Origin of the sequence: Vibrio sp. D420a (genome assembly GCF_030248625.1) — a bacterium.
Taxonomy (GTDB): Bacteria; Pseudomonadota; Gammaproteobacteria; order Enterobacterales; family Vibrionaceae; genus Vibrio; species Vibrio fortis_A.
Genome location: NZ_JAHGAN010000017.1, coordinates 57668 through 70180, shown reverse-complemented (window position 1 = coordinate 70180; position 12513 = coordinate 57668). Strand labels below are relative to the sequence as shown.

The 12513-nt window shown below is 43.5% G+C and carries 11 protein-coding genes; 1 reads left to right on the top strand and 10 read right to left on the bottom strand.

Going from position 1 to position 12513, the window contains the following annotated elements; genetic code table 11:
- From cysD to rfaD, 6 genes are read right to left on the bottom strand one after another with little or no spacing between them, the layout of a single operon-like run.
- On the bottom strand, window positions 1-915 hold the full coding sequence (cysD, locus tag KI743_RS12580; RefSeq protein ID WP_150870403.1) for a sulfate adenylyltransferase subunit CysD: 915 nt from the start codon (window positions 913-915) through the stop codon (window positions 1-3).
- 28 nt (window positions 916-943) lie between these two features.
- Window positions 944-2680, bottom strand: a complete 1737-nt coding sequence (locus KI743_RS12575) for an SLC13 family permease (protein ID WP_285466665.1) — start codon at window positions 2678-2680, stop codon at window positions 944-946.
- On the bottom strand, window positions 2680-3927 hold the full coding sequence (gene waaA, locus KI743_RS12570) for a lipid IV(A) 3-deoxy-D-manno-octulosonic acid transferase (RefSeq protein WP_285466664.1): 1248 nt from the start codon (window positions 3925-3927) through the stop codon (window positions 2680-2682). The genes KI743_RS12575 and waaA overlap by 1 nt, the downstream gene beginning before the upstream one ends.
- Window positions 3921-4979 carry a lipopolysaccharide heptosyltransferase II gene (gene waaF, locus KI743_RS12565; protein ID WP_285466663.1) on the bottom strand — a complete coding sequence of 353 codons (1059 nt, stop codon included), beginning with the start codon at window positions 4977-4979 and terminating at the stop codon, window positions 3921-3923. The genes waaA and waaF overlap by 7 nt, the downstream gene beginning before the upstream one ends.
- Complete coding sequence (gene lpxM, locus KI743_RS12560) at window positions 4976-5968, bottom strand: lauroyl-Kdo(2)-lipid IV(A) myristoyltransferase (RefSeq protein WP_285466662.1); 993 nt, start codon at window positions 5966-5968, stop codon at window positions 4976-4978. The genes waaF and lpxM overlap by 4 nt, the downstream gene beginning before the upstream one ends.
- A 52-nt stretch (window positions 5969-6020) precedes the next feature.
- The gene (gene rfaD, locus KI743_RS12555; protein ID WP_285466661.1) at window positions 6021-6962 is read right to left on the bottom strand and encodes an ADP-glyceromanno-heptose 6-epimerase; all 942 of its coding nucleotides are present in this window, start codon (window positions 6960-6962) and stop codon (window positions 6021-6023) included.
- Between the two features lie 266 nt (window positions 6963-7228).
- Between rfaD and KI743_RS12550 the strand changes: the two genes are divergently transcribed.
- Entirely contained in the window at window positions 7229-7864 is a 636-nt protein-coding gene (locus tag KI743_RS12550; RefSeq protein ID WP_150870393.1) for a TetR/AcrR family transcriptional regulator, read from the top strand.
- A gap of 469 nt (window positions 7865-8333) precedes the next feature.
- Here KI743_RS12550 and KI743_RS12545 read toward each other — a convergent pair whose 3' ends face one another.
- The 4 genes from KI743_RS12545 to secB form a co-directional block, all read right to left on the bottom strand.
- Window positions 8334-9473, bottom strand: coding sequence for a murein hydrolase activator EnvC (locus KI743_RS12545; RefSeq protein WP_285466657.1), 1140 nt, complete (start codon window positions 9471-9473; stop codon window positions 8334-8336).
- Window positions 9474-9734: 261 nt separating this feature from the next.
- Window positions 9735-10556, bottom strand: coding sequence for a serine O-acetyltransferase (gene cysE, locus KI743_RS12540; protein ID WP_261903449.1), 822 nt, complete (start codon window positions 10554-10556; stop codon window positions 9735-9737).
- A 252-nt stretch (window positions 10557-10808) separates the two neighbouring features.
- Complete coding sequence (gpsA, locus tag KI743_RS12535) at window positions 10809-11873, bottom strand: NAD(P)H-dependent glycerol-3-phosphate dehydrogenase (RefSeq protein ID WP_285466654.1); 1065 nt, start codon at window positions 11871-11873, stop codon at window positions 10809-10811.
- Window positions 11874-12024: 151 nt separating this feature from the next.
- A complete protein-coding gene (gene secB, locus KI743_RS12530; RefSeq protein WP_285466652.1) occupies window positions 12025-12492 on the bottom strand; it encodes a protein-export chaperone SecB in 468 nt (155 codons plus the stop codon).
- Between the last annotated feature and the right edge of the window lie 21 nt (window positions 12493-12513).

Sequence of the window (12513 nt, the reverse complement as noted above, 5' to 3'; positions counted from 1 at the left end):
TTAGAAATATCCCTCACGTTTCTTTTTCTCCATTGATCCGGAACTATCATGGTCAATTGCTCGACCTTGACGTTCAGAGGTGGTTGTAAGAAGCATTTCTTGAATGATTTCTGGTAATGTTGTCGCTTGAGACTCAACGGCACCAGTTAACGGATAGCAGCCTAATGTACGGAAGCGAACCATTCGTTGTTCGACTTTTTCACCTTTCTTCAATTCCATACGATCATCGTCTTTCATGATCAACATACCATCCCGTTCTACTACAGGGCGTTTTTGGGCGAAGTAAAGATTAGGAATTTCAATTTTTTCCAGATAGATGTACTGCCAAATATCTAACTCGGTCCAGTTAGATAGTGGAAATACACGAATGCTCTCTCCTTGGTTTACTTTGCCGTTGTATATGTTCCAAAGCTCTGGGCGCTGATTTTTTGGATCCCAACGATGATGCTCATCTCTAAATGAATATACTCGCTCTTTGGCGCGTGATTTTTCTTCGTCTCGACGAGCACCACCGAATGCAGCGTCGAAACCTTGTTGGTCTAAGGCTTGCTTTAAGCCTTGAGTTTTCATGATATCAGTATGTTTCGAGCTGCCATGAACAAACGGGTTGATGTTCATTTCAAGACCGTCTGGGTTCTGATGTACAATCAGTTTCATTCCAAGCTTCTTGGCCATATAATCTCGAAACTCAATCATTTCTTGGAACTTCCAAGTGGTATCTACGTGCATGAGGGGAAAGGGAGGAACTCCTGGAGCAAAAGCTTTCTGTGCAAGGTGAAGCATCACAGAAGAATCCTTGCCAACAGAGTAGAGCATTACAGGGTTGTCAAATTCAGCGGCAACCTCGCGCATGATATGAATTGATTCAGCTTCGAGTTGTTTAAGATGAGTCATTCGTTGTGGAGAAAGTTTCATTCCGGTCTCTCTTTAATCCGATGAAGGTTTAAACGCCATAAATAGTTACAATCGTAGCCAGTACTAAACTGCTGTATACAATGCTTATGGGTATCCCTATTTTTATATAATCTTTGATACAGTATTGACCCGCATTGTAAACCATTAAATTGGTTTGGTACCCATATGGGCTTATAAAGCTTGCACTAGCACCAAATGCAACGGCTAGAATATAGCTATGTACATTAGCATCTAAGCTAATAGCTAGAGCATAGGCTATAGGGAATACTAATGCTGCTGCCGCATTATTGGTCACTGATTCAGTTAGCAACCACGTGATAACGTAAACCATGAGTAATCCAGACAGTGGTGTCATGAGCTCAGCTTGATCGGCTATGACGTCTCGCAGAAGATCTATAGCGTTAGTGTTTGTTAAAGCTTGTGATAGAAGAAGAGCAGATGAAATTACTAACCATATTTGCACAGGCAGTCGGCGAATAACCTCATTTGTTTTTAAAGCACCACTGAGTAAGAGTGCGCCAAATAAGAATATAAGGTTATTTAGTAGCGGGCTAAGTTCAAATGCGGCAAGAGTTATAGCGCATAGAAAACCAAGAATGGCCACGGCTTCCTGTGGGCCTTTTAAGAGTCGATCTGCTTTTAGTTCTTGAAGCTGAATGAAGTTTTTTGTGATGTTGTTTCGTTGGTCGTAGTCATCGCCTACAGCTAGCACTAAACAATCGCCTGCTTTCAATGCTACTTCACCGAGTTTTCCTGACACGTTATGACCATCTCGGCGGATTGCTACGACTGCTGCGTTGAAGAGGGCACGGAAGCCAATTTCGTTTAATCGCTTGTTTACTAGAGTGCTTTCCGGACGCAAAACAACTTCTTTCAAGTTATGACTTAATTTTTCTTCTTTGTGTGCAAATAGTGATAAGCCCGGAAACTGGGTTATTTGAGTAACCTTACGAATGTCTCCACTGAACAATAGACGATCGTTCTCTTGTATTAGCTCACTCGAGGAGACTGGAGATATCGTTCTTCCACTTCGGTGTATTTCGACCAAAAACAACGAATGTAGATTACGTAAACCATTTCGCTGAATACTTTTACCCACCAAAGGTGAACCTGCACTTACTTTTGCGTCAATAAAGTATTCAGTTTGCGTAGCAGTATGTTCCATATTGTTTGGAAGCCAGTGGCTAAGAATAAACAAAGTAACTCCACACCCCAAAACGACGATACTTCCAATTAAAGAAAAATCGAAAAATGATAGGCTGGGCAGCCCGGCATCTAATACCATACTGTTTACAATTAAGTTTGTAGAAGTACCAATAAGTGTCAGTGTCCCACCGAGAATTGCGGCATAAGAAAGCGGAAGTAATAGTTTACTAGCAGGGTGCGCACCATTTGCTCGTATTGGAGCGATCAAAGTAGATACGATGGCTGTGTTGTTTAGAAATGCAGACGACAGGGCAGTAATTGAGAACAATTTTACCCATGTTGCATTGTAGCTAGGATTAATAACGAACTGAGCTACTTTTCTTAGAAGATAAGTTTTCTCTAAAGAAAAGGAGCAGATTATAAGCAATACCAGCGTCAAAACTCCGGGGTTCGAGAGGCTATTGATTACTTGCTCTGTAGAAACGGTTTGCGTCCCGTATAGAGTAAGAAGCACAATACCAAACACCTTTTCAGGCTTATTTTGATATTTTACTATCAATGCGATAATAGCAATGACAAAAACTAAGATGACAAAATAGGCGGTGTTCATCTGTCCCATTATTGAATAGCTTTTATAGTCTTTTCTGTCGAGTGTAAGTAACTCTGGATAAAATCCTTAAACAATTCTGAGTTGTTGCAATCAAAACGTTGGAGAACTGTGTGTGACAGTTGGCATGCACTGGTAATATCGATGATGTCTTTTGACAGCATATCATCGACGATAGTTTTAAAGTTAAAGTAGCTTGGGCCAGAAATCACTGGAACGTTCAAAGCAACAGGTTCAAGTACATTGTGTCCACCGACTTTATTTCCTAATAAGCTCCCAGCCATGAAACAAACATCACTAGCTCCAATAAGTGTCAACATTTCACCCATCGTGTCACCGATATAAACTTGCGTTTGGCTCTTCAGATGACCTTCGAGCGTACTTCTTCGTTGTGTATTAAAGCCAAGCCCTTGTGATAAGTTTGCTACATTATCGAAGCGCTCTGGGTGGCGTGGTACTATGATAAGTAAAGCATTTGGTCGAGCCTGCAAGATTTCGCGATGGCTAGCGAGAATTTGTTCATCTTCTCCTTGGTGAGTGCTTGCTGCAATCCAAACAGGTCTCTCAACTCCTAATTGCTCTCTAAGCTCTGTTCCACTTTTAAGGATCTCTGGAGTTATACAAATATCAAACTTGATAGAGCCTGTTACAATCAATTTGTGTTCTGAAACACCAAGTTGCGAAAAGTGCTGCTTATCCGATTCAGATTGACACAAAATCTTGGTAATTGATGTTTCCATTTCTTTAAAAATGTACTTAACCTTCGCGTAGCCCTTCATCGATTTTTCAGACAAGCGAGCGTTGACCACATAAATTGGAATATCGCGGCGATGAACCATATGCAGTGTATTTGGCCAGAGCTCGGTCTCGACAATGAGCATTTTGCTTGGGTTTATAGCTCTCAGAAAGCCGCGCACTGCAAAAGGAAAATCAAGAGGCATATAGCGGTGCTCAACTAAGTCACCGAGCTTTTCTATTTGTTTTGCTCCTGTACTAGTTGTGGTTGTTACCACAATCGTTTGACTTGGGTTTTGCGCTTTGATTTTTTTTATCAAAGGTATTGAAGCAATACTTTCGCCAACAGAAACCGCATGAATCCAAATAGGACGCTGATTTGATGTCAGCTTAGGTGTTATGCCAAAGTGCTCTTTCCAGCGTTTGCCAAACTTGGGTTTGTTTGGCTTGCTTTTGTATAAGCCAAATAGAAGCAGAGGGGCCAAAAATGCAAGGATCAGTGTGTAGAAAAAACGAATCAACATGCGCTTACCGAAATAGCTTCTAACTTATGGATACTATTGATGACTTGTTTCGGTGATAGTTCCGTCAGACATTTTAAGTGCTTGAATTCACATTCACGCTGGAAACAAGGACGGCAATCAATATCTGTATGTACGATTTCAACTCTTTCAGCTAAAGGCGGTGTGTATTTAGGCGAAGTTGAGCCGTAAACAGCAACAACGTTACAACCCACAGCAGCGGCAACGTGCATCAAGCCAGAATCGTTTGCCACCACAGTTTGACAAGCACCAAGCAGATCTACTGCTTCAATTAGGCTTGTTTGGCCAGCTAGGACGTGAATTTGTGATTGAAGTTGATCAGAAACAAGAGCTTTAATGTTGTTGCACGTTTCCAAATCTTTTTGAGAGCCAAACAACCATACTTGCTTACCTGCTCTACTCATCGAGGTTGCAACTTCTGCATAATGCGTTTCAGGCCACTTTTTAGCAGGGCCGAACTCCGCGCCTGGGCAAAGGCCAGTGATGGCAGTATCTAGGGTAAGATTAAACTTGTTCGCTGTTTTTAGCTGCTCATCTTTTAGAATGGTGAGAGCCGGTCTCGGTAGCTGATCTAACCCACCTAGAGAGCGAGAATCGATCATTTCTGCTTTAGGGTGGGCGAGGGCGACATAGCGCTCAACCATGTATTGAAATGATTTTTTATTTGGGCGCAGGTCATTCAACAGACCATATCGCATCTCACCTTTCCAGCCTGTGCGTTTTGGGATGCCCGCAAACCACGGAATCAATGCTGATTTAGCCGAGTTAGGACAAATGAAAGCTTGATCATATTGAGCTTCACGGAGTGTTTTACCAATTGCTCGGCGACCGAGAAAGTTAAACTCACCGTGACCAATCGGCATATCAATCGCTTGATTGACTTCTGGCATGCGCTCGAGGATGGGTTTACACCACCCGGGTGCAATCACATCGATGACCGCATCAGGGTGCTGTTGTTTTAAGGTGATATAGAGTGACTGCGACATCACCATATCGCCGACCCATGACGGCCCAATGATTAGAATTTTTTTCATTTCTTATAGTTCTTGTGCCATAGGCTAGGTTCATTGTACGGGTGGTTTTGTGTTACGTCTTCTTGTGTATTAAAGAACTTTAGTATCCACATATATTGCTCAGGCTTTTCGCTAACAGCTTGCTCAATGAAATGGTTCATTTGTTGAGTGTCATCGACTTCACTCTTCGTCGGATATTGATCCCAAGGAGGGTAAACCGTGATGCTGTATTTGTTCTCATTAGCATTGTAGCTTGAGAACACAGGGATTATTTTTGCGCGACTAACTTTTGCAAGTTTGCCTAGACCGGGCAGTGTCGCTTTAGGTCGGCCAAAAAAGTCTACAAAGATGCTATGCTCTCGCCCATGATCTTGGTCTGGAAGGTAGTAGCCTAGATAGCCGTCGCGCACTGATTTGATAAATGGTTTGATACCATTATCTCTTTCGTAAACACGACCTCCATACTGAACTCTCTGCCTATGCATTAGCCAATCCATCACAGGGTTTTTTTGTTTTTTTGCCATTGCCGATACAGGCAAGCCCATTGATGCTAAATATACAGCGGGAATATCGATCCCCCAGGAGTGAGGGACGAGTAAAATAGCTTTGCTGCCACTATCCAGTGTCGATTGAATATGCTCTAAACCCTCTATTTTCGTATTGTTTAGCAACCACTTTTGACTTCTTAGCGTTAACGAAGAAAAGTTGAGAAGAAACATGATAGCGGTGAGAAGCGTTTCTTTAAGAAGAACCTCTCTTTCCGAGTCACTCTTATTAGGAAAGCACAAACCTAAGTTGATCCAAGCATTATTAATAGTGCGACTTGGTTTTTTTAATGCAAGTTTGACAAGTTTCTTGCTCAACCAAAGCTTAAACTTATGTGGTAGGAACACAAAAGGGATGCAAGTTAAGACGGTTAGCCAAGTGCCCCAATGCTTTGGAGCAAGGAAACCCCACTCGAAGGTGGGGTTGTAGGCATTTTCATCGAAGTCGTTACGCTTCTCAGTCATTGAAAACTCTCAGTTATTAAATGCTCTTAGTTTTTGGATAGTAAGAGAATAATTATTTGTTCTTCAGTGCCATGTATTCCGCAACACCTTCGGCAACTGTTTTGAATTTGATATCACAACCAGCGGCACGCAGTTTAGTCAAGTCTGCCTGAGTAAACTCTTGGTATGCACCTTTTAGGTGTTCTGGGAATGGAATAGTCTCAATTTCACCTTTACCGTGGTACTTGATGACTGCTTTTGCGACCTCTTCAAAAGACTCAGCGTTGCCAGTACCTAGGTTGAAAATACCTGATACGCCACTCTCTAGGAACCAAAGGTTAACTGCGGCTACATCACCAACATACACAAAGTCACGCTTAAATGTTTCGCTACCAGCGAATAGCTTCGGATTCTCACCCGCGTTCATTTGGTTATTAAGGTGGAAAGCCACCGAAGCCATACTGCCTTTGTGTTCTTCACGAGGGCCGTATACGTTGAAGTAACGGAAGCCTGTGATTTGCGAGAGAGTTTCGTTGTGCGCTGCTGCATCTTCTTGCAGGCGACGAACGTAGTTGTCGAACTGCTGTTTAGAATAGCCGTATACGTTTAGCGCACCTTCATACTCTTTCTCTTCAATGAACGTATCGGTTTCACCATAAGTTGCGGCAGAAGAGGCGTAAAGGAAAGGGATCTGACGTTCAACACAGTAGTGGAGTAGCTCTTTTGAGTACTCGTAGTTGTTAAGCATCATGTATTTGCCATCCCACTCGGTTGTAGCAGAACACGCGCCTTCGTGGAAAATCGCTTCGATATGGCCGAAATCGTCACCAGCCATAATTTGAGTTAGGAAATCATCACGATCCATGTAATCCGTGATATCTAGGTCGACAAGGTTTTTGAACTTCTTACCATTTTTGAGGTTGTCGACGACTAAGATATCGTTGTGGCCTGCTTCATTGAGTGCCTTAACAATATTGCTGCCAATCATGCCAGCACCACCAGTTACGATAATCATATTTTACCTACTCTTTTGAATATAAAACTACCGCGAGTATAGCAAGGAATGAACAATTCGGGCTAGTGCAAACCAAGGTTACTCGGCTGTTAGCACCTGAATTAACTTCATAAATTTGGCATGCGGTCAGGGAGTGCGATATCACTATGATGGATACTTACTAGTTGGATAAGAATTGAGCTTCGCCGACCAGATGTTAACGGCTCGATCTATCGGTTTAGGGGCGATATACTAACTCTCTAAACAGATAGGGATTCGAAATAGAAATGAAGACACGTGACAAGATCGTTTATGCGGCGCTAGAGCTATTTAATGAGCACGGCGAGCGTAGTATCACTACCAACCATATCGCTGAGCATATTGAGATCAGCCCAGGTAACCTTTACTACCATTTCCGCAATAAGCAAGAAATTGTGCGTGATATCTTCACTCTGTATTCTGCTGAGCTTTTAGAGCGATTTACCCCAATTCAAGGTCAACAAGAGAGCCTAACTCTACTTAAACACTACTTGGACTCTATCTTCACTTTGATGTGGAAATACCGATTCTTTTACGCAAACCTTCCTGAGATTTTGTCTCGCGATGAGCAGCTTCACAACGACTACATGGCGGTACAAGAGCGTTTGCAATCAAACCTAATTGCGATCATGCGCGCATTCGTGGATTTGAACTTGTTGAAAGCATCAGAAGATGAAATGAAATCCATGGTGACTTCTCTGCACCTTATTGCATCGAGCTGGCTGGCTTATCAATCTGCCATGTCACCAAGAACGCAGATTACAGAACAAGTGGTTCACCAAGGCATGCTTCAGATGATTGCTGTCGTGAAACCTATCGCAACCACTCAAGGTTTTGAGCAGTTAACACTGTTGGAAGATGGTGTAAGGGCGTTGAATGGATAGTTGAAAGATACGAGTGACGGGTTGCGAGATTAGAAAAGCTAAAAGAGCAGACTAAAGTGCCGGGATACGAGATGCGAAAAGCAAAAAACCGTTCTCACCCTGCAGCTCTTCACCATCCAATGACTCGGATTCCGTTTCTATTCTTTAATCTATTCGCATCTCGTCTACTCGAATCCCGTATCTGCTTTTTTGACAGCGAGGTACGAGTGTAATAGGGAATCTCTTTGTATCGCTGAAGGTAAAGTCGACACAGAGATTCCAGACATTTCGTTCCTCAATTCTGGAATGACGAATCCTGAAAGCTTCCCAACTTGAAATGAGATATTTTAGTGTGGGTATTCCGCTGTTCACAACTCGCTTACTAACATCTCGAATCTGTTTTAATCTCTTCGCATCTCGCTTACCCGTATCTCGAATCTTCTGCTTTTAATTCCTTCGTATCTCGCTTACCCGCATCCCGTATCCGCTCTTACCTCACCAACCAACTCTTTGGATTCTGCGCCTGACTGTTTCTACGGATCTCAAAGTAGAGTGATGGTCGTGATTGTCCGCCAGTATCACCAGCAAGCGCAATGGCCTCGCCGGCTTTTACCTTATCGCCTTCTTTCTTGAGCAAAGCTTGGTTAAAGCCGTATAGCGTCATATCACCTTTACCGTGGTCGAGTAACACGACTAAACCATAGCCACGCAGGTACTCGGCAAAGACCACCGTTCCAGAATAAACGGACTTCACTTGTTGGCCGTAGCTTGCGTTAATCACCATGCCTTTCCAGTTGATTTGACCAGTTTGACGGGTGCCGTAATTGTGTAGCACCTTACCTTTGATTGGCCATGGCAATTTTCCTTTGCGTTTTGCTAGGCCGTCCATAGGTACTGCATTGCGTCTTTCGCGAGCGGCTTTTTCTGCTTTGGCAATTTCTGCTTTTAGGCGAGTCTCATTGCGTTGAAGTTCTGCAAGATAGCTTTGATCACCAGAAATACTTTTCTTAATGCTACCAACCGTTTTCTTACGTTGAGCTTGAGTCTTAGCGAGCTGATCGCGCTTGGTTGTTTGCTGTTTGAGTAGAGAAGCAATTTGCTCTTGTTCTGCTTTACGAAGGCGCTGGCTCTCTTCAAGTTCAGCTTGAGTCTGCTCAATCGCTTTAATCGTTGTCGTACGCGCTTTGGCTAAGTGTTGGTAGTAGTGGCTAATACGATCCTCCTCGACACCGGTATTCAGAATGTGTGAAGAGGCTTTCGCACGACGCGTCATGTAGTAAGTTTGAATAAGCTGCTCAAGCTTCTGAGTATGGACTTGCTTCTGAGTCGTAAGCGCTTGAATCTTATTGTTGAGTTGCTGAACGTTGGCATTAGCGGTAGCAAGCTGCTTCTTACTTTCCTTGATGCCTTTCTCTAATGAAGCGATAGAGAGCTCTTGCTTCTTAAGGTTGGCTTGCAGGCTATCCAGTTTCTTTTGTTGAGAAGATAAGGCTTGTTGCTGACGAGAGATCTCGCTTTTAACACCCTTCAACTCACCTTGGGAGGCTGCATGAGTAGAGATAGAAAACATCGCACTAGAAAGTAAAATAAGGCCGCTTATAGCTTTAATCTTTTTCATTGTTTTTGTCATCTAAGTTACAGCCTACTCATTAAATTACTTCTAGTGTATAGAGCTATCTATAATGGATATAGAGATTCCAGATACTTTAGAAGCAGATAAGAGTAAACGAGATTCGAGATACGAAGAGCTAAAGAGTAGTGACGAGATGAGGGATACGAAATTCGAACAAACCTGCTCTTGTCTCTTAGCCTACTCGAATCTCTAATCTGCTTTAAGCTCTTAATTCTTTCGTATCTCGCATACTCGCATCCCGAATCTGCTCTTAAGCTCTTAAATCCCATCCCCATGAATAAAATTCTGAGAGCGTCCATTAAACCCTTGGTCCATATCCAGTGATGGTTTGTCTGTTTTAGGTTTACCAACAATCTTAGCGGGAACACCTGCAACCGTAGTATGCGCTGGAACAGCTTGCAGAACCACAGAACAAGAACCGATTTTGGCACCTTCACCAACTTCAATGTTGCCCAAGATTTTCGCACCGGCACCAATCATTACACCTTCGCGGATCTTAGGATGACGATCACCGCCTTCTTTACCCGTACCACCTAGGGTTACGTCTTGCAAGATAGATACATCGTTTTCAACAACAGCGGTTTCACCAATAACAATACCGGTTGCGTGGTCGAGCATGATTGCTTTGCCGATTCGAGCTGCTGGGTGGATATCCACTTGGCACGCCACTGAAATCTGGTTTTGAAGGTAAGTAGCAAGTGCAATACGGCCTTGTCGCCACAACCAGTTAGCGACGCGATAGCCTTGCAGGGCATGGTAGCCTTTTAGATAGAGCAGCGGCATAGAGTACATCTCTACCGCCGGGTCGCGTGTCACGGTCGCGCAAATATCACAAGCCGCAGCATCAATGATTGATTGATCTTCAGCAAAGGCTTGCTCAACCACTTCACGTACCGCCATTGCTGGCATAGAAGCGGTTTTAAGTTTGTTTGCCAGGATGTAACTTAACGAAGCACCGAGACTGTCATGGTTGATAATGGTCGCATGATAAAAACTCGCAAGCATAGGCTCCTGCTCAGATTGCTCTCGAGCTTCCTTTACAATGCATTGCCAGACTTTTTGTTGTTCACAGTGTTTCATTTTTTACTATCCATATTTTTTGAAGGGCAGATACGAGTATCGAGATTCGGGATACGAAAAGCTAAAGAGCAGTGACGACATGAGAGTAAACGAGTGGCGAGGAGCTAAAAGATTAGAAAAGCTTTTGCTCTTCTAATCTCGCATCTCGTCACTCGAATCCGCTTTTAATCCCTTCTCATCTAGTTTACTCGCATCCCGTATCTGCTTTTAATCTCTTCTCATCTCGTTTACTCTCATCCCGAACCTGATCTTTTAACCTTCCGATTTCTTATCTCGAGCCAGCAGATCTTGCGCTGCTAAGTGTGCATCTTTTCCTTGATACAACACTTGATAAATTTGTTCAACAATTGGCATTTCAACACCCATGCGTTCAGACAAAAGCCAAACCTCTTTGGTGTTGCGGTAACCTTCGACTACTTGGCCGATCTCTTCTTGTGCGGTATCGACATCTTTACCTGTACCTAGGGCTAAACCAAAGCGGCGGTTACGTGATTGGTTGTCGGTACAGGTGAGTACCAAGTCACCCAGGCCAGCCATGCCCATGAAGGTTTCTGGTTTCGCGCCCAGTGCAGCGCCTAAGCGACTCATTTCAGCTAGGCCGCGAGTGATTAATGCGGTACGAGCATTGGCACCAAAACCGATACCATCAGACATGCCAGCACCAATCGCGATAACGTTCTTAACCGCGCCGCCTAGTTGCATGCCGATAAAGTCATCATTCGCGTATACACGGAAGGTGCGGGTACAGTGAATCTTCTCTTGTAGCTCTTTTACAAACTCTTGGTCTGGTGAAGCGACAGAAATAGCAGTAGGCATACCTGCTGCAAGCTCTTTGGCGAATGTAGGGCCAGATAGAACCGCTAAGGAATAACCATCACCAAGCACGTCGCTTGCTACGTCTTTCAATAGACGGCCTGTTTCCGGTTCTAGACCTTTGGTAGCCCAACAAATACGTGAATCTGTTTTTAGGTGAGGTTTTAGACTGTTCAGTACAATACCAAATACATGGCTTGGAACAACAACAAGCAGGTCGCGGGTTGCTGATACAGCTTTCTCTAGATCTGACTCAATAATCAAACTTTCTGGGAAGTCGATGTTTGGCAGGAACTCATGGTTAGCGCGATCAGCTTCTAGGCGAGCCATATGCTCAGGTTCATGTCCCCAAAGCACAATGTTGGCACCATTACGTGCAAGAGAAATCGCTAAAGAAGTGCCGTAGGAACCAGCGCCAATCACCGTCATGGCGATCTCTTTGCCATAAACGCTCTTTCTATCATAAGCGCTACTGATGTCATTAGTGCGAGTTGTGTCTGTCATGCTTCCACCTGAAAGTCTTGAGGAAATGAGAAGAGTATCTTTTTACTTTATTGAATATACCGAAAATATAAAAAATGCACACCGCATAAGTCGCGCTGTGCATTTTTAAACGGTTAGATTAAGTCTTATGTGGCATTAAGCCTTGTATAACTTAAGCTTGCTCGCCTTCAGCTTGTTGAGCTTGGTTTTGTAGGTAGTTCATGAACAGAGCGTCGAAGTTAACTGGTGCTAGGTTCAGTTGTGGGAACGTACCTTTAACCACTAGGCTAGAGATAGTTTCACGAGCGTAAGGGAATAGGATGTTAGGGCAGAATGCACCTAGGCAGTGTGCTAGTTGACCAGCTTCCATTTCGCTTGCAGTGAAGATACCACCTTGTTGTACTTCACATAGGAATGCTGTCTCTTCTGCATTCTTAACTGTCACAGTAAGACGTAGGATAACTTCGTAAACGCCTTGGCCAAGCTCACGACTTTGAGTGTCTAGATCAAGTTTTACATCTGGGTTCCACTCTTTTTGGAACATATCTGGTGAGTTAGGCGCTTCAAAAGAAACGTCTTTTAGGAAGATACGTTGGATTGCGAAGTTTTGTTGTGTTTCTTGAGGTGCTGCTTCAGCCATTTTCTTGTCCTTAAAAATTTA